Here is a 23720-nt window from a genome sequence, read left to right on the forward strand (position 1 = left end):
GACCTAGAATGTCGGCCCCCCAGGCAGTCGTGAAGATGGTTCGAAACGGAGGCACCCGCTCTCCGGCCGCGACCAGGCGACAGTTCGACTACCTGTCGCAGGGCGGAACCGTCGCGTTGGAATATCCGGATGGCGACGGCGGGCCGGAAGCGACGCTGCTGCCCCGCGATTTCAGGGCGAAGGCGGAGGAATGGGCATTGCGGACGGACAAATACGAGCCCGGCCAGCGTGTCGACAACAGTTCTCCGGCGCTGACCACGCATATCGTCGTGAGTTTTCCTCCCGGGACCGACGCGAATCTGGCGAAAAGCGTCGCACGCAACTTTGCGGCGCGCATGTTCGACGATCCGCGTCGTCGCAGCAATTTTCCCGCGGATGCCGAGGAAATTCACCGCTTTCCCTATTTCGTCGCCCCGCATACCGACCGGGATCATCCGCATATGCACCTGGTCGTCAACAGGCGTTCGAGCGAAGGCGGATGGCTCAAGATCGCCAATCGCATGGGGGAGCGCTCGGACCCCGACGTCCCGGACCAGTTCACCTTCTCCGACCTTCGCCACGAACTGGTGGAGGCCGCCATCGAGGAAGGCATGGACCTGGAGGCGACGACGCGGGCGGAGCGGGGCCTCCTGCCCGCGCAGATGAACGACATCGAATACCGCCGCATGATGGAAGATTCCCACGCGCGCTGGCGTCAGGAAGCCGGCTCCGGCGGTGACGACTTCATCCGCGTCGAAAACGAGATCGACGAGGACGGCAATGCCGTCGGGGAGCCCGCCGAACTGGATCGCGGTCACACGCCGGCGCCGGAATGGCCGGAATTGCCGGAGCTCGGGCCGCTCGATAACCTTTATCGCCCCGTGGGCCCGGCCGGCGACGGCTCGCCAGCGCCCGCCGGATACGATCACGAGGACGCGGCGATGGTCCACGGGCATGAGGAGGTTGATCCGTTCGCCCCCGGCGGCGAGGCCGCCGGTGATGGCGACACGCCCATGAACGACGCGGCCGACGGGTCCGGACGCGCCCGCTCCGGCCAGCATGAACAGCCCGGCCGGCATGAACGGCAGGGCGACCGACCGGCTCCGGCAGGCCGGGCGAACGAAATGCGCGAAGACGACGCGGCCGGGGAAGATCGGGGTCGCCAGGAGGCATTGCGGCGGACCGCCGACGGTGCCCGGGAGATGGCGGCCCATCGTCGTCATCAGGCCCGGCGTGACGATGCCGCGCAGGCGGGGCCGAGCCGTCGGCGAACGCCTGCGGGGGTCGAGGATATCGAAGACGATGCGGCAGAGGCTGGGGAGGTACAGGGCGGCGCGGCGGAGGTCGAGCAGGGCGACGCCCCCGCTGTCCCTGCCGCCCCCGTCCCCGCAGGCCCCGCCCCCGCAGAGCGAAACGGGGCCAGGCCGCGCCGTCGCGCCCAGTTCGGCCCGCCCAATGTCGCGACGCGCGGCATAGGAGCCTCGGAGGCAAATGTCACCGGGGCGCTGAGACGGTGGGAGGACGCCGAGACTTCCCTGGAAAATGGTCCCGTGACGCGCTCGAAACGGCAGGCGGCGACGGAAGCGAGGGATGCCTGGCTGCAGGCCGAGCAGGATGCGCAGGCCGCGCGCGCCAATCCCGGCCGCAAACGCAAGCGCGGGGACGATCCGGCAGCCGGCAACAAGCGCACGCGCGCCGAAGCGCGGCAGGATGCCGGGCCGGCGCGGGAACCCGCGCAAAACGCCGGAGAGCGGCAGGCGGCCGGCCGAAATCGCCGTCGCAATGGTGGCGACAATCGCCCGCAGCGCGGGGGTCGCGAACGTTAAACACGATGTCCAACTTTGAAAGGAGGTTCGGGTGCCAATCGTAAAGCTCGATCGCAGGAACAGCGCCGGAAAAGCGGCGGAGACGCTCGAAAGGGAAGCGGCGCTTTATTTCGAACATGACGGCCCGTCGGCCCTCAGCCTCGCCGACAGGCAGATGATCGAATTCGAAGATCTCATTGCCGGCGGCGAACCGCCCGCGGGGGATGATTTGCCAGGAAAGGAGTTCCCCAATGGGGATTAAAGAAGAAGGTTCGGATGGTGATTATCGGATGCACGGAGTTCAGTCGTCCTCCGATGCGGGCACCGCAAAGAAGGTAAAGCTGGAATCCACGTCCCACGACATCAAGAGTCTCCCCGATCTTCCGGACCTGGAACATCTTCCGGGCAGCACGAGAAGTTCCGACGCCTACATCGTTGCCAACCGGAAAGACGGCCAATGGACCGGGAAGACCAATGGCAACCTCGATCGTCAGTTGACGACGAAGGAGTTTGAAGAGGCCTGCTGCCTTCATCGGGACGGGGCGGGCAACTACTATCCCTCGCCGGTCGCGTTCGAACGAATCCCGATACCGGATGAAAAGAAGGCGGAATGGGGCGACCTTCCCAAGAAGGAGTTCGGTCAACGGAGCTTTGCGTACAGGCTCGACATCTGGCGGCGGGAAAACCAGAAACGCGGCATCACCACCGACAAGATCTTCTTCGAGAAGGACGACAAGTTCAAGACCAAGGACGGTCGCCTCAAGCCCGAGGACCAGATCCTCAAGACCGAATACGGCGACAGGAGGGTCGAGAAAAGATACAAGTACCCGCTTCAGGCCGGAACGCTGCTGCCCGACATCATGATCAAGACCGGCAAGGGCGAGGTCCACTTCCTGACACGGCACGCCAATGACAACATGGTCGGCAAGGGCTTCGACGATTTCCAGGCCGCGGTGCACAAGACATACGGCGAGAATGCGGAAATCAAGCTCAAGTCCTCTTCCGGCATCATGCATGACGCCAATTATCTGAACATGTGGGAAAAGGGAGGCGCGGACAGGCGGTTTCGCTCTTTTGTCGGAGAAAGGGCGCCTCACGATCTCGATCTGCCCAAAGCGACCGTCAATATCGGCCGTCGTCCCGATGGAAACGGGGGATATACGCGCGATCGCCATGTCAGTATCGAAGCGCTGAAGTATCTGGCCAATCCGGACCCGGCCTCCGCGGTCGATCCGAAGCTGAAGGAGAACGCGGCGAAGTGGGTCAATGCCCTGGAAAAGGGCGAGCTCTGGGACCGTGTCCAGTTGCAGACCCGGAACGGCAAGGGCTACCAGACGCCCGGCCGGATGAGCTACGCCGATTCCACGCACTTCAAGAACATCATGAAGGAGGTCGGCCTTCCCGAATCCATGGGAGAACAGCGGCAGTCCAAGACCCTCAAGTTCGAAGGTTTCGAACGGAATTCGGCGGCGCTTGTGCAGGTTGGGCCGCAGCTCAAGGATGCGCGCGACCTCTCCCCCGAGGAAAGGGGCACTCTTTCGTCGACGCAGGTCCTTATCGCCGATCGTAACGACGACGGGCAATCGAAGGGCACCTATACGTCGATGGCGGAATATCAGCGGCTCGGAAAAAGACTGCCGGACAAGGCCGCCGCCGACCTCGGGATGCCGGCGGACCAATACTCGAAAAATTTCGTGAAGCCTGAAAAGGTCCTGCCGCCGGTTTATGACACGCGCGCGAGAAGCACGGAAATGGTCCGCTAGAGCGCCGTGCGTCCGAATGGACATAGGCGCTTCCAACCCGCTGATTCCACGCATCGTGCCTTCCGGAAATCGCTTCCGGCTTTCGGCCTGATCGTGGTGATCCCGGCGCTGGCGTCATTGCCGCCGGTGCCCGTCTCCCTGTGCCAGGCTGTGTCAGTCATGAAAGGTCCAATATCATGGTGAGCATCGACAAGAAGGAGTTCACCTCGCGGGACGATGCGAGGGCGCAGAAGCGTGAGGAGGCGCTCAAGCGAAAGGAAGCGCTGACCGAATACGCCGCCGAGGATCAGATCGCACGCTATCAGACCGTGGAGAAGAAGGAGCGGTATACCGACGACCTGGAGCTTCTCAAAGAGCTCAAGCCGGGGTTTCGCGGCGAGATCGACTACAAGCTGATCGGCAACAAGACCCTTTCGGTCACCGGCGAGGGCGAAATCACGCGCGAGCGCGGATATCGGACCAAGATCAGAAAGGTGACGCGCCTCGACGAGGAGACCGGCGAGGCCTATGTCGCGCGGCGCGAAAAGGAGAACGGACGGAAGCGGGAAACCGCCGATTACGACCGCAACGGCATGCTCACCAGCAAGTTCGAGGAGCGGAAGAACGGCCGCTACAGGGAAAAGTGGGAGCGCGATGAAGCCGGCAATCTCATGCGCACGGCCTATTATTCCAACCGGCTGCGCGATGGACATCTGAGGGCCGTCAAGGAGGAGATGACCGGACCCGCCAAGCGGGAGGACGGAAAGACCTATCGACTTCTGACCCGCACGAAAGGGTCCAAGAAGAAGGTGTTCGAGCGCGACGAGGCCGGAAAGCTGAAGCTTGTCGAGCGGACGACGCGGACCTCTTCGATGCGTGTGCGCAAGGCGCCCGACGGCAAGAGCACCAAAATCGAAATCGAGAAGGCGAACGGTCTTTTCTCCAAGTCCTATAAAACCAGGCTGGATGAGAACGGCAAGGAAATCGGCCGTGATGTGACCGCGCACCGCCGGCTTCTCAACAAGCGTTCGGCAACCTACGACAAGGAATCCGGCGAGATGGCGACGGCCAAGCATACCGTCGGCAAGCTCTACAAGAGCGAGGCGACCTTTGCGGGCGAAGACTTCAAGATCGTCTCCCGCAAGATATTGGGGTTGAAGCTGCGCACGAGAAGAGAGGGTTTGAGCGATGCCGAGCGCGAGGCGCAGGCGTCGCGGGTCAAGGAAGCCCGGCAGCACCGTCAGGCATGGACGAAGGATGCGCCGCAGGAACAGCCGAAGATCGAAGCGACCGAGAAGGATGTCCCCGCGAGCACGTCCGTCACGGACGCGGCCAGGGACCCGCCGCCCGCGCCCGTCAGGGAGCCTGAGCCAAGGCCGGCAAGGCCGGAAAGCCTGAGCGACATCGAAACGGCGTCGACGGTGTCGAGCGACAGCAGGTCGTCTTCCCTTTCCAGCGGGAATGGCACGACCACGACCACGCCGGATACGTCCAGGGCGCCCTCCCGCTCGGCATCCTTCAGCAGCACCAAGGCACCGCCGGATGCGCAGGCCCTTCTGGGCACGTCGTCATTGCCCGTGTCCGGCAAAACGGCAGGGGATGGCGGACGGACCGCGCCGCTCCTGAGCCAGAAAGACCAGGCTGAAATGAGCGCCATTCTTACCGCGCCGCCGGCCGTCTCCCGCGTCGAGGCGAGGAACGACGGGGGACGGACGCCGGAGACCCGGGAGACGCAACCTCCTCCGCCACGGAAGCCGGAGGGGCTTGCCAATCCGCAGGCGCTGCTTGGCGCGCCCGATCCGAGCAAGCCCGCCCGGCAGCCCGCCCTTCGGACGAGTGCGCCGACGCTCAGCGCAAAGCAGATCTCCGAGCTTGCGTCCGCCCTGGGAGCGCCCCCGACGGCCGCCGAGAGGTCTGCCGCTTCCACGGCGCGCAGTGAACTCAAGAACGGTGATCGCGGCGATCGCGATCGCGGATCGCCAGTCAGTATCTGACACAAAACAGGAACACCGGGACCGGAAAGCAAGGAAACCGTCATGGCAGATCGTGACAATCAGGCGCCCGCAGATGGCGAGGCCGGCAGCACCTCCCCTGCCAAGCGGCGCAGCGGCCTCGGCGCGCGCTTCAGGCAGCTTGGGCGGACAATCGGCGCCCTGGCCGGGGTGGCGCGGAAAACGCCGGTTGCTGCCGAGGTATCGCGCCCCGCGAGCCCGGAAAGGATGCCGGCCGACAGGGAGCCCTCGGGTCCGGTCGCGCCGGCGGCCGCAAGCAAACGCGAACCGAAAAGGCAGAGCCCGGAAGCGGTGGTCGCCGGCATGGTCGCCAGCGAGGCCAAACAGCACGAGGCGATGCGCGAGCGGCTGAAGGCGTTCCAGCAGCGCACGGCCGCCGAGGTTGCCGTCGGCCAGGCGATGGGGCCCGCAGCGCCGGGCAACACCGTCGGCCATCCGGCCCAGGAAAGACGCGGCGAAAGGCGGATACCGTCCCGCGCCGGCGGTCAGCCCGCCAAGGCAGGCCCTGACGAGAAAAGCAAAATCGAAGAACACCGGCGCGACGCGCTCTACCGTCTGGAGGGCAAGCCCGCGCCCGGACGCGCCACGGCGGCGCAATCGCAAAAGACGGGTGCGGAGGTGAGCCAGAGCCGATGGTCGGAAAGCACGATCGCCTCGTCCAGCGGTTCGGATCGCAGCTCGCTTGGAAGCCGTTCGTCGCGCTCGTCGCGGTCCGATACCAACAGCATCGACACCCACATGACCGAGCCGGACAAGGCGCCGGCCGAGGTCACCGGGGTCGCCAAGGTCGTCAAGGTCGGGGCCTACCGGGGGGCCAAGGTCGTGAAGATCGACGGGAAAAAGCCCGCCGGTTCGAGCCGTCCGGCGCCAGCCGGTAAGGAGGCGGCCCAGGCGGGGGCAAGGGCCGGCATCGAGAAGCCGGCCCATCGCGAAAGCCTGAGCGAACTGGCCTTGAGCGGCCGCGGGTACGATCATCGCCCCGTCAGTCGCGGCCGTTGAGGAGCAGAATCGATCATGCCGGAAAATTCAGGCGATAAAATCCGCATCCTGCTGTTCAGCACCGTCCTGTCCGTTCCGCTCGGCTTGCTGATCTCGGACATCTACGTGACCTTGAAGCGAGGCGGCGGCGCGGCCGCCCTGGCGAAGCTCGATCTGCTCGCTTTCTGGTACGAGACGCCCGTTCATTTGGGCTACGTCTCGCCGGCTTTCCTGCATTGCCTGATGATCGTCGGCGCGACCGTCCTGCTGGTCATGGCGGTTCTCTCGGTGCCGATGTTCAAGAAACACCATCACGGCACCGCCAGATGGGCGCGTTTTGCCGACATGGCGCGGCTGAAATACCTGCGCCCCTACGACAAGGTCTACGGTCCGATCTTCGGCAAGACCTCCGGGCCGCGGGGATTCGGGAAATATCTCACCAACGGCCCGCAGCCCCACAGCCTCGTCGTCGCCCCGACCCGCGCCGGCAAGGGCGTCGGCGTCGTCATCCCGACCCTCCTGACATTCAACGGCTCGATCCTGGCGCTCGATGTGAAAGGCGAACTGTTCGATCTTACGTCCCGGGCGCGCAAGACGCGCGGCGACAACATCTTCAAGTTCGCGCCGATGGACAAGGAAGGGCGCACCCATTGCTACAACCCCGTCCTCGATATCGTCGCGATACGCCCGGAACGGCGGTTTTCCGAGGCGCGGCGGCTGGCCCATAACCTGATCGCGCCCAAGGGCAAGGGATCGGAAGGCTTTATCGACGGCGCCCGCGACCTGTTCGTCGCCGGCATCCTCGCCTGCATCGAGCGGGGCGAGCCGACGATCGGCGCCGTCTACGACCTCTTCGCCCAGCCGGGGGAGAAGTACAAGCTTTTCGCCCAGCTCGCGGAGGAAAGCGAGATCCCGGAAGTGCAGCGCATTTTCGACACCATGGCGGGCAACGACACCAAGATCATCACCTCCTACACCTCGGTGCTCGGCGATGGCGGGCTCAATCTGTGGGCCGACCCGCTGATCAAGAACGCCACCAGCCGCTCGGACTTCAGCATCTACAACCTGCGCCGGGACCCGACCACCATCTACCTGACGGTCAGCCCCAACGACCTGGAGGTGATCGCGCCGCTCGTCAGGCTGTTCTTCCAGCAGCTCGTGTCCGTGCTTCAGCGCGAAATGCCGGCCAAGGACGAGATCTTCGAGGTCCTCTTTCTTCTCGACGAGTTCAAGCACCTCGGCAAGCTGGAAGCGATCGAGACCGCCGTCACGACCATCGCCGGCTATGGCGGCCGCTTCATGTTCATCATCCAGAGCCTTTCGGCGCTGACGGGGGCCTACGAGCAGGCGGGCAAGGAGAATTTCCTCTCCAATACCGGCGTGCAGGTGTTCATGGCGACGGCCGACGACGAGACGCCGGAATACATCTCGAAATCCGTCGGCGAGTATACGTTTACCGCGAAAAGCCGATCCTACGACACCAAGCAATGGTGGAACACCAACGTCCAGCAGTCGGAACAGGGCGAGAAGCTTCTGCGCTCCGAGCAGGTGCGCCTTATCGCCGACGACAAGCAGATCGTCCTGGTCAAGGGCCAGCCGCCGCTGCACATGCACAAGGTGAAGTATTATTCGGACCGCAAGCTGAAGACGCTTTTCGACGCCCAGACCGGCCCGCTGCCCATGCCCGATCCCATTCCCCTGTCGGCGCCGGCCACGACCTTCGTCAGCAGGGAGGCGCCGGCGGGCATCGAGGACGGGCAGGCCGAAACGGCGGCGGACTTTCCGGGCGACATGGTCGCCGAAACCGGGCGCGAACCCATGTCCCCCGGCGAATGGCCGGCCGCCGGCGAGCCCATCGCGCTCGACCGGGAGGAGGCGGAATGGGCGTTGTCGGAAAGCGACGAACGTCAAGGGGACGCGGCCGGACCTGAGGACGGGGACGGTGGCGAGGAGACATACCTGCAGGACGACGAAGACGAGTTCGACGACGCGCCCTACGAGGAGCCGCCCGGCATGGCGGAGCAACGCGCCCTTCTCGACCGCATCATCGCGCTGCAGGGGCGCAGCCTGCGCAATGTCCGCAATGAAGAGCTATCCTAAGAAGGACGAACCATGGACAACCTCCGGAACAGTGAACGCAGCCTGGCCGTCATGGACGTGCTTGCGCGGCAGGCCGATCTTCACAGGGCGCGCTCCAATCGCCCGGGGGAAGGACTTGTCGCCGCCAACCGGAGCAGGGACGCGTCGAGGGCCGAGGAGCGGCTTGTCGCGTATGCCGCCGAATGCCTCGCCCAGGGCTCCCACAAACTTCGCGAGGGCGCGGGCTTCACGCCCGAGGTGCAGCGCCGCTTCGCCGAGGTCGGCAGGATGCTCGACAATCATGTGGACGAAGAAGGCGGCGCCGACATGCGTCGCGGCCTGCTGCAGCGCGCGCAGGAGTTCGCGTCCTTCTCCCCCCATTATCACGGCCATGACGAAACGGACGACAACGATGCGATCGCCGACCGTCTCAACGACAGGGGCGCACAGATCCGCCTGTCGCGCGTCCTTCTGGATCGGGAACTCGGATTGAAAACGTCGCTGCCGGATGCTCCCGGCGGAGTGGACCACGATTTCACCGCGGCCGAAGCCCGCAGGTTTACGGATGCCTTCGGCCATCTGCAGCAGGTGCTTCACGAGCATGTCCGGACCCGTCAGCCGATCGTGGCCGGCCAGGTGCGCGAGCCCGTGAACTGGAATCGCGTCGGCGACGCCGGGCGGGCAGCCCGCGCCCTGGAGACGGAACTCCAGGCGCACGGCCCGGACGCCACGCTGAAGCGCTTCGAGAGGGAATATCATGTGCGCCAGACGCTCGAACGACGCGCCGCGCGGGAAGACGATGGCCTTATGGACGATGCCGGCGTGGGGTCGGCCCGGTCCGGAGCCACCGGAAGCAGCAGCGCCGGCGGGAGCCGGTCCGGGACGAAAAGAAACGCGGAGGCTGCGGGGCTTACCGGCGATGGGGCCGGGCCGACCGCGTCCCGGCCGGCCACGCAGGCGCGGGTCGAGCTGTTGCGCCGGCTGCGAAATGCCGGGCGCTGCGACTGACGAGGCGGGTCCGCGCCGCCTGCGGGAGACTTTTCCGGCAAGAGATGTCGATCCGGCTCAATCCAGGTCCTGGGAGGGAAGGTAGATTTCCAGCACGCCGCGCTTGCCGTTGCGACGGCCGACCTGGATCACCAGGTCGATCGTGCGCTTGGCATAGGTGATGATCTCGGGATGGGAGAGCCGCACGCCCGACCGCATGACCATCAGGGCCAGGCGGTCGAAGGCGAGCGCCGGGCTGTCGGCATGGATGGTGGTGATCGCGCCCGGATGCCCGGTATTGATGGCTTCGAGGAAATCATAGGCCTCGACGCCGCGGATTTCGCCGACGATGATCCGGTCCGGCCGCATGCGCAGGCAGCTTTCCAGAAGTTTCGAGGGCATGCGCGCCGATTTTTCCTTGCGGTCGGAAATCAGCGCCACCTGGTTGCGGTGCGGCGGGAAAAGCTCCTGCGCGTCCTCGATGGTGATCAGGCGTTCGCGGGTGTCCATCATTTCGATCAGCGACCGCGCCACCGTCGTCTTGCCCGACGATGTCCCGCCGGAGATCAGGACGTTGAATCTCTCGTCGATCGCCTGGCGGAACAGGCACTGCAGATCCCCTGCCCGCGCCATCTCCGCGATGGCGCGGTGGCGGGCCCTGCGTTCGTCGTCGACGCGGATCTGGGTGCCCTCGACGAAACCGATGTCCTCGCTCTTCAGCGCCCGCGTCAGATATTTGCGGATCGACAGCGAGACGCCCTGCTCGATCGCCGGTTCGATGACGATCTGCACGCGCTGCGGGTTGCCCCAGACGATGACCCGGCCGGAAACGATCGGATGCAGCGCGCCGAGCGTGTTGCGTGTCTCGCCGGCGAGCTGGGCGCCGAGCCGCTTGATCGCATGCGGCGGCAGGGTGACGTCGATCTCGTGCATGAATTCCGCGCCGGCCGTCTCGACGAAGATCGAGCCGTTGGGGTTGATGACGAGTTCGTTGATTCCGTCGTCGACCAGATAGTCGCGCAAGGGGCTGAGATATTGTTCGACATAGGATATCTCGCGGGTTTGCGGCATGTAATTCATCGGAATATCAGGTCCCTGTTGACGAAGACGCGGATTTCCTCCCCCTGCGGGATGCGGATGACGGGGGGCAGGGTGAGATATTTTTCCAGCACGCCGCTGGCCTGATCGCTGAGATCGCCGCCCATGCTGTTGGCAAGCTGGGCGCCTGCGCCGGTTCCGCCGGAACTGCCGCCGCCGCTGCCGCCACTGCTGCCGATATTGATCGTGGTGCCGGACGATTTGGAGCTTTTCCCGAGCTGCTCCGACAGGATGGTCGGAACCGCCGTGATCGCGCTGACCAGCATCGCCGCGCCGAATTTCGTCCCGTATCGGTTGTCGACATTGCCGAGCGACCCCGAGCGGCCGAGGCGGTCGGTGCCGATCGAGCCGAGCGCGATCGACTTGCCGTCCGGCGTGATGGCCCGGTTCCAGGCGATCAGCACCCGTTTCTGCGCGATATCGACGTCGTTGTTGAACTGCCCGATGAGAATGGTGCCGGAGGCCATCAGCACGCGGGTGCCATCGAACGAATAGACCGGCTGCGTCACCTGGGCGCGGATGCTGCCCGGCAGCTGCGTGTCGATCGCCGTCTCCAGCACGGCCGAAATGATCGAGCCCTGGACGACCGTGCGCGAGGGATCGGCAAGGCGCTTGGAGACCGACGTCTGCCAGCCGCCGGCGGCGGAGGCCTTCAGGAACCGTTCGTTCTGGTCGAGGTCCTGCGAAAACGCGTCGCCGCCGGCGGCTGCATCCGCAATCTCGCCGCGGCCGGAATCGTCGACGATGACCGCCTTCGATTCCCGCTGCTTCATCTCGATCTCGCGGCCGAGCTTGTATTGTTCCTCCCGCAGTTTCGCGGCGTCCTCCGCCTTTCGGCGTTCTTCCTCGGCCTTCTGCGCCTCGGCGCGCAGCCTGGTGTTTTCATCCGCCATGGCCTTGCGCTCCTCCTCCAGCCGCTTGGTCATGGCGTCGTTGTAGCCGGACAGCATGCGCTGCACCTCGCCGCTCGACAGGCCGGGCTGGCGGTTGCGCTCCATCTCCGCGAGCTTTTCCTGCAACGCCTTGAATTTCTCGTTGAAGGCGGCGTTCGGGTCCACCTCGGATCTGGGCGGCTCCGGAATGGCCGGCACGAGGAAATCCAGATGGGAATTGGCCTCTTTCTCGCGGTCGACCTGCATGTCGATCTGCGACGTCCTCTGGTCGTCGCCGCCGCCGATGCCCAGCAGGCCGAGGATTTTTCCGGGGCCGGCCGACATGACGAACACGAAGAAGGAGGCGGCGATGAATCCGAGCGTCGCCAGGAGCTTGACGTTGCCGCCGCGGCTTGAGCCGGTCTGGCGCGCGCGCCGGGCATTCAGGAGCTCTTCGCGCTCGGCCGCCCGGCGTTCCTCTTCCTTCGCTTCCGCCACCTCGTGCGGCAAGGGACCGGCGTTGTGATCGTTATCGGACATCGGCGACCTCGCTCGGCTTCTGGGCGCCAAACAGCGAAGGCCTGGCCGCGACGGCGCCGCCGCGGCCGATGCATACCGTTTCGTCGCCGATCCTCAGCACCCAGAAATCGCTCGTCCCGTCGACGACGACGCGGTTGCCGATCGTGCGCGAGTTGACGAGTTCCTCCGTGCGCTTCGGCCCGACCTTGAGGATCGCCGGCCGCGGCGCGTTTTCCGGGAGGAAAAAGCTGGTCTGGCTACCGTTGTCCTGCACCCAGATCGGCCGGAACGCGGCCTTGCCGGAAACCATGTAGTTGGAATCGACCCGCTCGGCCTTCGGCGCCGCCGCCGCCGCTTTCGGGCGGGCTGCCTGCGGATAGGTGAAGATCGACCGGAAGACGGGCGCCTCGCCGCCGCCGGCCACGTATTCGTTCATCGAGCGCAGCTCGAAGGCGTAGACGTGCTTGTCGGTATAGATCGTCATGTTGGTCGCCGCCGACGGTATCGTCGGCTTGATGCTGACGACATTGCCGCTCTGCAGCTTGACGACCTCCCATGAGGCGCTGTCCCCGATCAGGATCGACTGCACCTCCTCGCTATCGGCAAACTGCACGGCGGTGACGGATTTCAGGTAGAGATCGAGCTTGTAGACCTGGTTCTCGCTATAGAGATAGCGGCGGATGCGCGGGTCGTTCCTCGTTTCGGGAGCCGGGTTCGCGGCCTCCGCCACGGCGGCGATCGATACGCAGGCCAGGAGGGTGATTGCGATGCGTTTCAGCATGTCATGCCTTTCTCTGAATACTGGAAAACGAGGTCATCCGGCGGTCTCCGCATCGATGCGGTAGCTGAGGGCCGTGAAGCCCAGCGGGTTCTTCCAGACCTCCTCCAGTTTGGCGTCGTTCTTTGGCCGGAAGGCGTAGCCCACGGTGGCGACGAAGGTGCGGGCCGCGGTCTCCTTGCCCTTTTCCTCGCGGTACTTGGTGATGCGCACGCGGGCCAGATCGAAGGCGCCGCGCTTGGTCGCCGGGCTGATCGATATCGACTTGACGACGACGCGCACCCGCACGCCGCTGCCGTAGACGGTCGGCGGATACTGGGACGAGCCGGAGTTCCAGATCTGCGCGAGCGTCGCGGCCGCGTCCTCCTGTGAGCGTGTCATCACGTCGGGAATGCGCACGGCATTGTCGGCCGGGTCGTAGGTCTCCCGGTCCGTCACGTAGGAGACCAGCTCCGCCTGCAGGACGGCGTCCTGCTGGTCGAGCGAGGCCGGGCGGACCTGGACGAGCTTCTCGGCCTCGCCGGTGGTCTTGTCGACCATGACGACGAAGGGCTTGGTTTCGTTGAGCGGCAGGATCGCGATCAGGCATCCGAGCGCCAGAAGCGCCAGGGCGATCGATCCGATGGCGATCTTCGCCCAGTTGTTCCGTTGCTGCCGCAGCGTGAAGAATATCTCGTCTTCGAAAGCATTCTGAATGGGTGTGGTTGGCATGAGGACACTGTTCTCTTGATGTGCCTGGATCAGGGTTTGTAGAGATCGCGCTGCTCGGGCGATATCGGGGACGATCCCCCTCCCCCGGTTTCAGGCGATGAAGACGACTTCGGAGAGAAGGACGAGCGATAGGCCGGGTTCGGGCTCATCTGTGCCGGGCCGGCAACCGCCTGCTCCCTTCTGTTCCGCCAGAATGCCTTGCGCTCGTCGGTATGGCGGCGCCATGCCGAGAAACCGGACACCAGCCCGCTCCTGAGCGACCCGCTGGCCTTGGCCGCCCCGAGGCCGGCCGCGATGCCATGCGCGTATTTGCGGGGATCGAGCATCTGGCCGATGCCGCGCTGCGGCAGCGCCATCATGTACTGCTTGAGGTTGGACGCGCCGCTCATCCGGCCTGCGGCGCTTGTCAGGCTCCTGCCCACGCTCGCGCCGCCGACGGCAACCGATGCGGAGGCGAGCGTCTGCGCCATGGTCGGGATGTGGAACAGCAGGACCAGGGCGGCGATCATGACGAAGATGAAGCCGAAGAACTTTTCCTTGTCCAGGCTGCTGGCGCCGGACGTCGCGAGGATGTGGCTCGCGAAATAGAGCACGATCGCCATCAGGCATCCGAGCAGCAGCGGAATGACGGAAAAGCCGACGAGCAGGCTGACCCAGCCCTGGAAATACTGCCGCGTCTTTTCCCACATGAACATCATGATGCCGAGCGGCGCCAGGCTGATGCCGAGGATCAGCCCGACCTTGGCGATCAGCACCATCACCGCCGCCGCGGCGATGAAGATGCCGCCGACGATCAGCACGAACAGGCCGGCGAAGATGTTGCGGAAGGTCTTGCCGAGGTCCAGGATCGAGGTGTCCCGGAAGAAATCGCCGGCGATCCAGACGATGGCGTGCCCGAACTCGTCGAGCGCCGCATAGGTCTTGGCTTCGCCGGCGCCGGTTATGTTGGCCGGGTTCAGGATGTCCAGGCGAAGGGTTTCGATATCCTTGGCGACGGCCTCCACGACAAGGTTCGAATAGCCCTGGGTGATGCCCGTCAGGGCGTCGTAGATCGCCGAGAAATTGCTCCAGACCGTCGAGAAACTCACCACCAGGATGTAGGTGACGGCCCAGTTCAGGTAACGGGTATAGTGGATGTTCTGCGCCTGGACGACATGGTTCAGGGCGATGAACAGCAGGGTCGTCATCCCGATGGCGACCATCAGGGTCTGCACCGGTCCGGCGACGCCGTCGAACACCGCCTGCAGATAGTCGACGGTCGCCTCGTCGATCTGGGTGCCGATGGTCTGTATGATCCCCATGGCGTCACCTGTTGAAGTTCTTGAGGCCGTCCACCCAGCTCGGCTCGCTCGCCTCGCTCGCCAGCATCATGAAATAGGCGCTGGCGATCGACGTGATGGCGGACTGGGTGCGCAGGCTTTCGTTCGACTGCTGGGTCATCTCGATCATCACGCGCGTGTTGATGTCGACGCTGGTCTTCAGGTCCGGGCTCGCCTCGAGCGCGGCGATATAGTCGCCGAGGCGGGCGCTGCTGTCGTTGGCCCGCTTGTAGGCGGCTTCGGCGGAGGATGCCGCCACCGCGCTCTTGGCGGCCAGCTGCGCGAGCATCTTCTTGCCGAGGAGTTCGTCGTCCTTCAGCTTGAAGGCCTGATCCAGGCTGAACGTGGTGCGGAACCGGTCGAACGCGTCGGCGACGTCGGGCGGCCCCTCGATCGCGCCGTTCAGGGCGCTGTCGGACATTTCCGAAAGCCCCTCCCCGCCCTCGCGCGCCTGCTCGTGCTCCGCGTCGTTGAGAAGCGGGAAATTCTTGCGGCCCGTCTGGGCCTCGCGGATCAGGTCGAGCGCCTTCGCCTGCTCGGCGATCGAGTTGAACATCTGCGAGATGCCGCCGCCGACCAGCCGCATCAGGCTGACGAGCTTCATCATCTGCTGGATGGCGACGGGATCGTAGCTGACATTGGCGTCGTCGGGCGCCGTCGGGGCATTGCCCACCGTCGGCTCGTCGACCGGGTTGATCCTCTGCTGTGCGCCGGCGGTGCCTGCCAGGAGCAGGCTGCAGGTCAGAAAGGTCGTTGCAATCAGGCGGTTCATGCCGTCACTCCTTCCGGTAGGGGGTCAAAGTTTTCCCACATGCAGGCGCAGTTGTTCTTGCGCTCGGCCGGCACCGACTGGCAGCCGGCCAGGCCTGCAAGCGCGAGCGCCAGGGCGATCAATGTCGCGAGCTTCATTTCAGCATCTCCATTTGAAAATCGGGCCGGTCGCGCCAGCCGGGCGGGCCTTTCTCGCCGCGCCCTCCCCCCAGCACGTCGAGCCCCTTGCCGATCGCGCCGAGGTCGAAGTCGAGCACGACGCTGTCGGCGCCCGACTTCAGCAGCACGAGATGGTTGTCGACATTGCTGATCTGCAGGAAGGCGCTTTCCGTCGGCGTCAGGTGAAGCGGCGCGAGCTCGGCCTCCGTGTTGAACGCGCTCGGATAGATGAGCCGGGTGACCGCGCTTTCCAGGATCGCGTCGCCCGCCGCACTGTTCTTGATGTGCGAGACGCGCTGGGTCAGGAGCACGACCGCGACGTTCTTCTTTCGCATCGTCAGCATCCAGTCCTTCAGGCGCGCCTCGAAATAGGGGTCGTCGAGCAGTTTCCAGGCCTCGTCGAGAACGAGCAGGGTCGGATGCTCGTCCTCGACCAGCCGCTCGATGCGGCGGAAGACGTAGCTGAGCCATGCGGTGCGCACGAGGTCGTTGTCGAAGATCTCGGTGAGGTCGAACGCCGTCAGCTTGTTTTCGAAGGCGAGCGGATCGGTGTCCTTGCCGCCGAACAGCCAGCCGAACTGGCCGGTCTCGTCCCAGCGGCCCAGCCGGTTGTAGAGATCGCCCTCGTCGTCGGTGGCGCGAAGCTGGCTGCGGAACTGCTCGAAATTCTGCAGCCGCCGGTCGGCCACGACGTTGGATTGAACCGCGTCGTTGAGCGCCTGGGTCTGGATCGGGTTGAGCGGACCGCCGTCGTGCCCGGCCAGCGCTGAAAGCCAGTCCGTAAGCCAGGCGGCGCCTCGACTGTCGGCCTCCGCCCGCATCGGGTTGAAGCCCGTCTCCTCCCCCATGCGGACGGCGGAATACCGTCCGCCCATGGCGCGCACCGCCATTTCGAAGCCGTTGTCCTTGTCGAACAGGATGGTGCGGACGTCGAGGCGCTGGGCCTGGCTGACCAGGAAGGCGGTGCCGAGCGTCTTGCCGGAGCCGGTCTGCCCGAGCACCAGCGAATGACCGACGGTGCGGTGGCCGGGACGGCCGGGCAGATGGAAGTTGAACCGGAATGTCTCGCCGCGCGCCGTCGGGATGATGGTGACGGCCTCGCCCCATGGGCATTTCTCCGGCGGATTGCCCTTCGACAGCCCGTGCATGGCGCAGAGCTGGGCGAAGTTCATCGACGAGATCATCGCCGGCCGGGTGCGGTAGGCGAAGTTGCCGGGATGCTGGGCGAAGTAGACGGCGCGCGCCGAGAAGTTCTCGCGCACGATCGCCGCGCCGGCATCCTGCATGGCGCGCGTCACATAGGCGACCGCCTGCTCCAGCTCCTTCACGCTGGGGCAGAAGACGGCGATGCTGCAATGGTGGTCGCCGAAGACCACGCGTCCGGAGGCGACGTCGTCCTCGGCGTCCTCGAGCTGCGCCATCAGCGAGATCGCGGCGTCTTCCGCCGCGCGCATCTGCTTGCGGACCCTCGAGATCTTGCCCTGCGCGGAGATCGGGTCGATCGGATTGAAACTCTGGGTGACGATCGTGTCGTAAGGCAGGTTGAGACGGTCGAGGATGCCGGGATAGGTCTCGGTCGGATAGTCCTTGAGCGAGATGACCGTGCCGAAGCGCTGGCTGCCCTCGGTCGGCCCCTGGCATTCGAACACGCGGCCCTGGAAGGTCACCTGGGAGGTGGCGAGGAGATCGGAAATCGGGGAGAACCGGGCGCCGGGCACGAGCGTTCCGCTCGAACCGTCGAGAATGGTGCGCAGCAGGCCGAGCCAGCGCCCTTCGGAGAGCGCAAGGCGGCTGGGCTTTGCCTCGCTCACCGCCACCATGCAGGTGGTGATCATCTGGTCGAGGCGAAGCGCGCGCGCTGCGACCTCGGCGCGGCTGTGGACGTCCTTGCCGCCGAACAGGCTCAGGAACTTGGCGATCTTGCGCGGCGGCCGGATGACCATGGTCACCATCGTGACGCGATCTCGCAGGCCGATATTCTGCAGGTAGTCGCGCCAGCGGCGATCGATTTCCTCGTTGAAGGGATGCCCCTTGAGCGGCGGAATGGTCGGCCGGGTCTCGACGGAAATGCGATGGATGTAATAGGCGACGTCGCCCCTTTGCTGGGCGATGAAGCGCGAAAGCGCGTTTGACAGCTCCATCGTGTGGCGATGGTCGACGGTGTCGGCGTTGATGCCCTCGACGATGAACGAGCCCATCAGGTCGCCATCGCGCAGCATGATCGTCAGGTCGTCCACCTTGCTGAGATAGGGCAGCCCGCTGACCAGCAGCTGGTTTTCCGGCAGGTGGCGATTGGCGACGAGACGCGTCGCATGCGTGGGGGGCGCCTCAAGCACGGTACACCAGCCCCTTTCCCCGCAGCAGGGCCGGGCTCATCCGTGTCTGCTGCACGGTGGCGATGAAGACGTTGATGATCTTCGGATCGTAGGCGGCGAGCGCGCGCAGCACGCTGTACCCCACGCCACCCATCACGACGAGATAGATGAAGGACCGCGTGAAAATGAAGCCGAGCATCGTCGCGACGATCAGCACCACGAGATACATGATCGGCAGGCCGGCAAAGCTCACTTCGCGGGTAAGACCGATGAATAGCGGGGTACGTTCCAAACTGCCTCTCCTTTCTTGAATGAAAACGGCCGGGCCCGAAGGCTGCGGCGGAGGCCCGGCCGTATGAGCGCCGTGGTTAGCTGGCGCTCAATCCCTCGACGAAGCTTGCCCCGCCGAACACGATCGCGATGCCGAGCACCACCGCCACGGCGAAGGTCCAGTCCATGCGTCCGGTCATGAAGGAGAAGCCGACGGCCATGACGGCCAGCGCGGATACGGCGATGCCGATCGGGCCGGTGATGGCAGCGACGACCTTGTCGAGAAAGGTGGTGACGCCCTGGAAATCCTGGGCGGCACTCGGCTGTGTGGTCAGCAGCAAGATCGCCGCCGTCGAAAATACGAACCGCCAGATCTCGCGGTTCGATAGCAGCTTTGTCAGTGTGTTCATCCTGTACCTCATGATTGGCTGAGAACCTCCCGGGCGAAATGCTCCGGGCTACTCGTAGACCGACGGGCCGCGCCGAGCGGCCAGCCCGAGGGTTCGGCAGCCGAAGGGACGGTTCCCTGCGGCGTCGAAGAGGATCGATCCGGCGGCATGCGGCGCGGAGGCGGCCTGCATGGCGATGTCGAAACTGGTGGCGGCCGGCCTTTCGCGCGGCGCGGACTGCACCGCGTGCAGGATGTCGGCCACGTATTGGCGGGTCTCGCGATAGGGCGGAACGCCCCGATATTTCATCACCGCCGCGGGGCCGGCATTGTAGGCGGCAAGTGCGAGCTCCGGCGTGCCGAACTGATCGAGCATGTCGGTCAGGTATGTCGCCGCGCCGTGGAGGTTCTGCTCGGCCGAAAAGACGTCGCAGACGCCGAGTTCCGCGGCGGTGGCGGGCATCAGTTGTCCAAGCCCGCGGGCTCCGGCCGGCGACACGGCGAGCCGGTTGAAGCTGCTTTCGCGATGGATCAGCGTCGTGAAGAGCTGGACGAACTGGGCCTCGTCGAGACGGGCCTTTTTCACGCCCGACGTGGTCGCGAAGGAAAGCCCGATCTCGGTCGCCAGCCGGCGCATGCGCTGCTGCTCGAGCGTCAACTGCCGCGACATCCGGCGCGGCGAAGGCAGCATCAATTGCTGCCCGATCGCCTGGCTTGCCGCATTGCCCGCGGGTTCGGCGGCCGGTTGCCGATAGGCCAGGCCGGACGATGCCCCCTCGACGGGAAGAACGGGAAGATAGGGTCCCGTGCTGATTCCCGTCGGCGGCGCACCTTCCGATGCGCCGCCATCCCGCTGGACCAAAGTCCCGTCCTTCAGTTCTTCAAATATCGCTGCATGGGCCAGAGGGGAAAGACCTTGCAGCGGCGCCGATAATAATATTGCGCAACAAATCGTATGCTTTCTTGCAAAATCCCATATCTGCCTTTTTACGACAATCGACATGAGCGTTTCTTTCAGTTTTATTGGCGTGATAAAAATAGAATGTTTAAAAGTTACTTCATTGAATGAATACATACTGAACGGCGTTGTCGATATGTCAACGTTTACAGTGATTGCATTTGTAACGGACTGAAATGCGCCCCGCATTGCTGCCGCAGGCTCCCCCGGAGAGGCAATCCCGCGCGGGGACGCGTTGCATGCCTGCGGGAAGAGACCGCCCGCGCGAAGCCGGGCCCGGGCGGGAGGCATGCCGGCCGGGGCGTTTCCCATTACAGATGAAACGGTTTTGGCGGCGGGGCCGGCGCGGGGCCCAATCCGGAGGCGCCGCTTCCATCCGTCCCGGCGGTCGTTCCGTTGCGTCGCGCCGGAATGATCCGCTCCATGCATTGCGCCATGCGCCGCGTGAAGATTGTGGTGGCGGGGCGTGACGCCTAATCTCCCTTCATATCCTCGATTGCCGGGCGCGCATACGTTCGCGGAAGGAGTGGCTCGTGAAGAATATTCTCATCGTCGATGACGACGTGTCGGTCAGACGCATGCTTGGCGACTATCTCTCCCAGCACGCCTTCCGCATCAACGCGGTCGAGAACAGCGCGCAGATGGCGCGCCAGCTGACTGTCGAAGCGCCCGACCTGGTCATCGTCGACATGAACCTCGGACAGGAGGACGGCCTGCAGATCGTCCGCAATCTCAGCGCCAAGCGCGACATACCGATCATCATCATCAGCGGCGACAGGCTGGATGAGGACGACAAGGTGAACGGCCTGGAAGTGGGCGCCAGCGACTACATCACCAAGCCCTTCGCCATGCGCGAGTTTCTGGCCCGCGTGCGCGCCGTCTTGCGGGAGCGGCCGGACCGCCGGGCCCAGAGCGGCTACAAGGTCTACACGTTCGACGGATGGCGGGTCAGTACTCGCAACCGCCAGCTGCGCACCGCCGAGGGCGAGGAGGTCAAGCTGACGATCAATGAGTTCAACCTTCTCGTCGCCTTCCTGGAAGCGCCGCGGCAGGTTCTGTCGCGCGAACAGCTGCTGCTCGCCACGCGGGTCCACGATCAGGAGATCTACGATCGCAGCGTCGACGTGCTGATCCTCAGGCTCCGCCGGAAGCTGGAGATCGAAGCTTCGGCCCCTCGCTTTATCAAAACGGAAAGAGGCCTCGGCTACATTTTCGACACCGACGTGGATACGGAGATCCTGCGGGTGCGCACGCAATGAACGACAATACCCGGTTCCGGCCAAAAGCCGGAACGCCATGCAGCCCGGCTCCGCCAGAGCCCCCCTCGCCCGCCGATGCCGGTCTGGCGGGCGGGATGGCGCATGAATTCAACAACATCCTGACGACGATCCTCGGTTATGCGGAAATGCTGGCCGAGATGCTGCCGCCCGAAAGTGCCGCGTTGGACTATGCCGAACAGATCGTCGAATCCGGGCGGCGGGCCGAACGGATCGTCGAGCAGGTCCTCATCATCAGCAGGAGAGGCCGTCACATGAGCAGACCGTTCGACGTGCTGGAGGCGGCGTCCGAGATGCTGCCGGCGCTCTATACGTCCGTGTCGCAGACGACGCGTCTCGATATCGAAATCGCGGACGAACCCATGGCCATGTTCGGCACGCCGCGCGACCTGCAGCATGTGCTGGTCAACCTGTGCCGGAACGCGAGCGAGGCGCAGGATGGCGGCGGGGCGGTGCTCCTGAAGATCGCGCCGTTCGATCCGGAGGATGCGATCCCGATGAGCCACGGAACGCTTAAGGCCGGCGCCTATCTGCGGATGTCGGTCGGCGACGCGGGCCCCGGCATCAGGCCGGAACACGCACCGCGCATCTTCGAGCCCTTTTTCACGACGGGTGGAGAAAAGCGCCGCGTCGGCCTCGGTCTTTCGGTCGTCGAGGCGACGGTCCGCGCCCTCAAGGGACAGATCGATGTCGGCCCCGGGCCGGACGGCGGGACGTGTTTCACGGTTTTTTTCCCGCGGCTGCCGGAGGTTGCCGGCTGAGGCGGCGGGAGACGCGACGGCTTTTCCCGGCCGCGAGGGGCGAGCGCCTCACGGGCGGGACCGGCCCTCGGTGGCCCGGACATAACCTTTCCCGGTCTTGGCGCGATACAGTCTTGCCATCCGTTCCGCCCCCTCCCCCGGATCGGCAAGGACTTCCGTCTTCTCCCGGCCCTTCGAACCGATGCGCCCCCAGCGCCTCACCAGCCAGAACTGGCCGAACAGGTTCGGCTCTATGGACAGTGCGTAATAACGGGCCATGTTCCGGCTGGCGTCGATACGCTGCAGGTAGACATCGGTCGTCGCGGCCGGCAAGGAAGAAATCATGGTTTCAGGATCGCCGGCGGCCGCCATCTTGTCCAACCGGAATTATGAATCACCGGGCCGGCTTCGATTCATATCCGTGAACTGTCTGCCCTTAACCGTGCCCGCGACCGCCCTTCCCTCCCCTCGCAAAAACGACGGCGCGATATCGGTGAAGCCCGCCTTGAGCGTCAACCGATTCGCGCCATACGCGTTCGGAGCCGGAAATCAGGGCGATCGCGGCGGCGCCTCAGGCACCTCGACCCTGCGCCCGGAGGATTTCGCAAAAACCGGATCGCTTCCATTAAATAATTGGAATCGCAATGGAAATTTGCTCTGCGGGAAAAGCCGGGCATCCGGCTCTGTTTCAATCTTAACCAAAATCTCCTTGCCACCTCGAAAGAATCGCCGATACTGGCGGCAGATTTGGGAAATCTCCTCGTTTTGTCGCCAGAATGGTCTTCGGATGAAAGCCAACTCAAAATTGCCCTCGTTCGAATTCGACGAGAAGATCCTTCTGCAGGGCGCGGAGATATCGCGGCGTCTCGACCAGCTGCGGATGGAAAAGTTTCCGCCGAACGCGAAAAAGACGCTGCGGATGTTTTCCATGGCCGAGGTCGCCCATTATCTCGGCGTCAGTCCCAACAACCTGAAGCGTTTGCACCTGGAAGGCAAGGGGCCGATCCCGACCACCTCGGCGGGCGGACGCCGGTTCTATACCGGCGAGCAGATGCGCGAGCTGCGTTTCTTCCTCGACAAGACCGGCAAGTCGGACGCGAAAAAATACGTTCCGCATCGCAAGCCCGGCGACAAGCTGCAGGTGGTCGCGGTCGTGAACTTCAAGGGCGGTTCCGGCAAGACGACGACGACGGCGCACCTCGTCCAGCATCTGGCGCTCACCGGGCACCGGGTGCTCGCGGTGGATCTCGACCCCCAGGCGTCGCTCTCGGCCCTGCATGGCTTCCAGCCCGAGCTCGACAAGAACCCGTCGCTCTATGATGCGATCCGTTACGACGCCGATCGCAAGCCGATTTCCGAGGTCATCCTGCCGACCAATTTTCCGGATCTCGATATCATCCCCGCCAATCTCGAACTGCAGGAATATGAGTACGACACGCCGCTGGCGATGCAGAATTCGGCGGAAGGCAAGCGGTTCTTCACCCGGTTCGGCAAGGCGCTCGCCGATGTCGACGAGCGCTACGACGTGGTCGTGGTCGACTGCCCTCCCCAGCTCGGCTATCTCACCCTGACGGCGCTGACCGCCGCGACCTCGGTGCTGATCACCGTCCATCCGCAGATGCTCGACCTGATGTCCATGAGCCAGTTCCTGCTGATGCTCGGCAATATCATCAGGACGATCAAGCGCGCCGGCGCCGATGTCGAGATGGACTGGCTGCGGTACCTCATCACCCGTTACGAGCCGACCGACGTGCCGCAGGCGCAGATGCTCGGCTTCATGCAGTCGATGCTGGCGGAGGAGATCCTGAAGCAGCCGATGGTGAAGTCGACGGCGATCTCGGATGCCGGCCTGACCAAGCAGACGCTTTATGAAGTCGAGCGCAACAATTTCACCCGCGGCACCTACGACCGGGCCATCGAGTGCATGGACGCGGTGAATTTCGAGGTTCAGGGCCTGATCCAT

The 23720-nt window shown here is 64.7% G+C and carries 23 protein-coding genes; 10 read left to right on the forward strand and 13 right to left on the reverse strand.

Features of this window, described 5'->3' with window-relative positions; genetic code table 11:
- Positions 1 to 8: 8 nt before the first annotated feature.
- From ACFFP0_RS23755 to ACFFP0_RS23785, 7 genes are all read left to right on the forward strand, one after another.
- The gene (locus tag ACFFP0_RS23755) at positions 9 to 1805 is read left to right on the forward strand and encodes a relaxase/mobilization nuclease domain-containing protein (RefSeq protein WP_377264694.1); all 1797 of its coding nucleotides are present in this window, start codon (positions 9 to 11) and stop codon (positions 1803 to 1805) included.
- 31 nt (positions 1806 to 1836) lie between these two features.
- A complete protein-coding gene (locus tag ACFFP0_RS23760) occupies positions 1837 to 2046 on the forward strand; it encodes a hypothetical protein (RefSeq protein ID WP_377264695.1) in 210 nt (69 codons plus the stop codon).
- Positions 2047 to 2074: 28 nt separating this feature from the next.
- Positions 2075 to 3547, forward strand: coding sequence for a VirE2 family protein (locus tag ACFFP0_RS23765; protein ID WP_377264696.1), 1473 nt, complete (start codon positions 2075 to 2077; stop codon positions 3545 to 3547).
- 176 nt (positions 3548 to 3723) lie between these two features.
- Positions 3724 to 5520: a hypothetical protein gene (locus tag ACFFP0_RS23770; RefSeq protein WP_377264697.1), complete on the forward strand. Its 1797-nt coding sequence runs from the start codon at positions 3724 to 3726 to the stop codon at positions 5518 to 5520.
- Positions 5521 to 5562: 42 nt separating this feature from the next.
- Positions 5563 to 6537 carry a hypothetical protein gene (locus ACFFP0_RS23775; RefSeq protein WP_377264698.1) on the forward strand — a complete coding sequence of 325 codons (975 nt, stop codon included), beginning with the start codon at positions 5563 to 5565 and terminating at the stop codon, positions 6535 to 6537.
- Between the two features lie 15 nt (positions 6538 to 6552).
- Positions 6553 to 8616 (forward strand): type IV secretion system ATPase VirD4, encoded by a 2064-nt coding sequence (gene virD4 / locus ACFFP0_RS23780; RefSeq protein ID WP_377264699.1) that lies wholly within the window; start codon positions 6553 to 6555, stop codon positions 8614 to 8616.
- 12 nt (positions 8617 to 8628) lie between these two features.
- Positions 8629 to 9603: a hypothetical protein gene (locus ACFFP0_RS23785; RefSeq protein ID WP_377264700.1), complete on the forward strand. Its 975-nt coding sequence runs from the start codon at positions 8629 to 8631 to the stop codon at positions 9601 to 9603.
- A gap of 57 nt (positions 9604 to 9660) precedes the next feature.
- On the opposite strand, the gene virB11 is transcribed toward ACFFP0_RS23785, so the two are convergent.
- The 11 genes from virB11 to ACFFP0_RS23840 form a co-directional block, all read right to left on the reverse strand.
- The gene (virB11, locus tag ACFFP0_RS23790; protein ID WP_377264701.1) at positions 9661 to 10653 is read right to left on the reverse strand and encodes a P-type DNA transfer ATPase VirB11; all 993 of its coding nucleotides are present in this window, start codon (positions 10651 to 10653) and stop codon (positions 9661 to 9663) included.
- Between the two features lie 5 nt (positions 10654 to 10658).
- The gene (locus ACFFP0_RS23795; protein ID WP_377264702.1) at positions 10659 to 12092 is read right to left on the reverse strand and encodes a TraB/TrbI/VirB10 family type IV secretion system protein; all 1434 of its coding nucleotides are present in this window, start codon (positions 12090 to 12092) and stop codon (positions 10659 to 10661) included.
- Positions 12082 to 12852 (reverse strand): TrbG/VirB9 family P-type conjugative transfer protein, encoded by a 771-nt coding sequence (locus ACFFP0_RS23800; protein WP_377264703.1) that lies wholly within the window; start codon positions 12850 to 12852, stop codon positions 12082 to 12084. Before ACFFP0_RS23800 ends, ACFFP0_RS23795 begins: the two co-directional genes overlap by 11 nt.
- Positions 12853 to 12885: 33 nt before the next feature.
- Entirely contained in the window at positions 12886 to 13560 is a 675-nt protein-coding gene (locus ACFFP0_RS23805) for a VirB8 family type IV secretion system protein (RefSeq protein WP_377264704.1), read from the reverse strand.
- 29 nt (positions 13561 to 13589) lie between these two features.
- Positions 13590 to 14861 carry a TrbL/VirB6 family protein gene (locus tag ACFFP0_RS23810; protein WP_377264705.1) on the reverse strand — a complete coding sequence of 424 codons (1272 nt, stop codon included), beginning with the start codon at positions 14859 to 14861 and terminating at the stop codon, positions 13590 to 13592.
- 4 nt (positions 14862 to 14865) lie between these two features.
- Positions 14866 to 15651 (reverse strand): type IV secretion system protein, encoded by a 786-nt coding sequence (locus ACFFP0_RS23815; protein ID WP_377264706.1) that lies wholly within the window; start codon positions 15649 to 15651, stop codon positions 14866 to 14868.
- Complete coding sequence (locus tag ACFFP0_RS23820; protein WP_377264707.1) at positions 15648 to 15788, reverse strand: hypothetical protein; 141 nt, start codon at positions 15786 to 15788, stop codon at positions 15648 to 15650. Before ACFFP0_RS23820 ends, ACFFP0_RS23815 begins: the two co-directional genes overlap by 4 nt.
- On the reverse strand, positions 15785 to 18145 hold the full coding sequence (locus ACFFP0_RS23825) for a VirB4 family type IV secretion/conjugal transfer ATPase (RefSeq protein WP_377264708.1): 2361 nt from the start codon (positions 18143 to 18145) through the stop codon (positions 15785 to 15787). Before ACFFP0_RS23825 ends, ACFFP0_RS23820 begins: the two co-directional genes overlap by 4 nt.
- Positions 18138 to 18416, reverse strand: a complete 279-nt coding sequence (locus ACFFP0_RS23830) for a VirB3 family type IV secretion system protein (protein WP_377264709.1) — start codon at positions 18414 to 18416, stop codon at positions 18138 to 18140. The genes ACFFP0_RS23825 and ACFFP0_RS23830 overlap by 8 nt, the downstream gene beginning before the upstream one ends.
- A 76-nt stretch (positions 18417 to 18492) precedes the next feature.
- Positions 18493 to 18804, reverse strand: a complete 312-nt coding sequence (locus ACFFP0_RS23835; RefSeq protein WP_377264711.1) for a TrbC/VirB2 family protein — start codon at positions 18802 to 18804, stop codon at positions 18493 to 18495.
- A 48-nt stretch (positions 18805 to 18852) separates the two neighbouring features.
- Complete coding sequence (locus ACFFP0_RS23840) at positions 18853 to 19644, reverse strand: lytic transglycosylase domain-containing protein (protein ID WP_377264712.1); 792 nt, start codon at positions 19642 to 19644, stop codon at positions 18853 to 18855.
- Between the two features lie 629 nt (positions 19645 to 20273).
- Between ACFFP0_RS23840 and ACFFP0_RS23845 the strand changes: the two genes are divergently transcribed.
- Both ACFFP0_RS23845 and ACFFP0_RS23850 read left to right on the forward strand, forming a co-directional pair.
- Positions 20274 to 20999: a response regulator gene (locus ACFFP0_RS23845; protein ID WP_377264713.1), complete on the forward strand. Its 726-nt coding sequence runs from the start codon at positions 20274 to 20276 to the stop codon at positions 20997 to 20999.
- Between the two features lie 95 nt (positions 21000 to 21094).
- Positions 21095 to 21778 carry an ATP-binding protein gene (locus ACFFP0_RS23850; RefSeq protein ID WP_377264714.1) on the forward strand — a complete coding sequence of 228 codons (684 nt, stop codon included), beginning with the start codon at positions 21095 to 21097 and terminating at the stop codon, positions 21776 to 21778.
- A 48-nt stretch (positions 21779 to 21826) separates the two neighbouring features.
- Here the strand turns inward: ACFFP0_RS23850 and ACFFP0_RS23855 are convergent, their stop codons facing one another.
- Complete coding sequence (locus tag ACFFP0_RS23855) at positions 21827 to 22102, reverse strand: WGR domain-containing protein (RefSeq protein WP_377264715.1); 276 nt, start codon at positions 22100 to 22102, stop codon at positions 21827 to 21829.
- Between the two features lie 204 nt (positions 22103 to 22306).
- Complete coding sequence (locus ACFFP0_RS23860; protein WP_377264718.1) at positions 22307 to 22687, reverse strand: hypothetical protein; 381 nt, start codon at positions 22685 to 22687, stop codon at positions 22307 to 22309.
- Between ACFFP0_RS23860 and repA the strand changes: the two genes are divergently transcribed.
- Positions 22611 to 23720 (forward strand): plasmid partitioning protein RepA (repA, locus tag ACFFP0_RS23865; protein ID WP_377264717.1); only part of this gene is annotated, 1110 nt, incomplete at its 3' end. The two genes, ACFFP0_RS23860 and repA, sit on opposite strands and share 77 nt — an antisense overlap.

The organism is Neorhizobium puerariae (assembly GCF_042429745.1).
Taxonomy (GTDB): Bacteria; Pseudomonadota; Alphaproteobacteria; order Rhizobiales; family Rhizobiaceae; genus Neorhizobium; species Neorhizobium puerariae.

What these genes read in the sequence shown, in the direction of transcription:
- ACFFP0_RS23755 (WP_377264694.1), top strand. Translation starts at nt 9, where the DNA reads ATGTCGGCCCCCCAGGCAGTCGTGAAGATGGTTCGAAACGGAGGCACC.
- ACFFP0_RS23765 (WP_377264696.1), top strand. Translation starts at nt 2,075, where the DNA reads ATGCACGGAGTTCAGTCGTCCTCCGATGCGGGCACCGCAAAGAAGGTA.
- ACFFP0_RS23770 (WP_377264697.1), top strand. Translation starts at nt 3,724, where the DNA reads ATGGTGAGCATCGACAAGAAGGAGTTCACCTCGCGGGACGATGCGAGG.
- ACFFP0_RS23775 (WP_377264698.1), top strand. Translation starts at nt 5,563, where the DNA reads ATGGCAGATCGTGACAATCAGGCGCCCGCAGATGGCGAGGCCGGCAGC.
- virD4 (WP_377264699.1), top strand. Translation starts at nt 6,553, where the DNA reads ATGCCGGAAAATTCAGGCGATAAAATCCGCATCCTGCTGTTCAGCACC.
- ACFFP0_RS23785 (WP_377264700.1), top strand. Translation starts at nt 8,629, where the DNA reads ATGGACAACCTCCGGAACAGTGAACGCAGCCTGGCCGTCATGGACGTG.
- virB11 (WP_377264701.1), bottom strand. Translation starts at nt 10,653, where the DNA reads ATGCCGCAAACCCGCGAGATATCCTATGTCGAACAATATCTCAGCCCC.
- ACFFP0_RS23795 (WP_377264702.1), bottom strand. Translation starts at nt 12,092, where the DNA reads ATGTCCGATAACGATCACAACGCCGGTCCCTTGCCGCACGAGGTGGCG.
- ACFFP0_RS23800 (WP_377264703.1), bottom strand. Translation starts at nt 12,852, where the DNA reads ATGCTGAAACGCATCGCAATCACCCTCCTGGCCTGCGTATCGATCGCC.
- ACFFP0_RS23805 (WP_377264704.1), bottom strand. Translation starts at nt 13,560, where the DNA reads ATGCCAACCACACCCATTCAGAATGCTTTCGAAGACGAGATATTCTTC.
- ACFFP0_RS23810 (WP_377264705.1), bottom strand. Translation starts at nt 14,861, where the DNA reads ATGGGGATCATACAGACCATCGGCACCCAGATCGACGAGGCGACCGTC.
- ACFFP0_RS23815 (WP_377264706.1), bottom strand. Translation starts at nt 15,651, where the DNA reads ATGAACCGCCTGATTGCAACGACCTTTCTGACCTGCAGCCTGCTCCTG.
- ACFFP0_RS23820 (WP_377264707.1), bottom strand. Translation starts at nt 15,788, where the DNA reads ATGAAGCTCGCGACATTGATCGCCCTGGCGCTCGCGCTTGCAGGCCTG.
- ACFFP0_RS23835 (WP_377264711.1), bottom strand. Translation starts at nt 18,804, where the DNA reads ATGAACACACTGACAAAGCTGCTATCGAACCGCGAGATCTGGCGGTTC.
- ACFFP0_RS23850 (WP_377264714.1), top strand. Translation starts at nt 21,095, where the DNA reads ATGGCGCATGAATTCAACAACATCCTGACGACGATCCTCGGTTATGCG.
- ACFFP0_RS23855 (WP_377264715.1), bottom strand. Translation starts at nt 22,102, where the DNA reads ATGATTTCTTCCTTGCCGGCCGCGACGACCGATGTCTACCTGCAGCGT.
- ACFFP0_RS23860 (WP_377264718.1), bottom strand. Translation starts at nt 22,687, where the DNA reads ATGGAAAACATCCGCAGCGTCTTTTTCGCGTTCGGCGGAAACTTTTCC.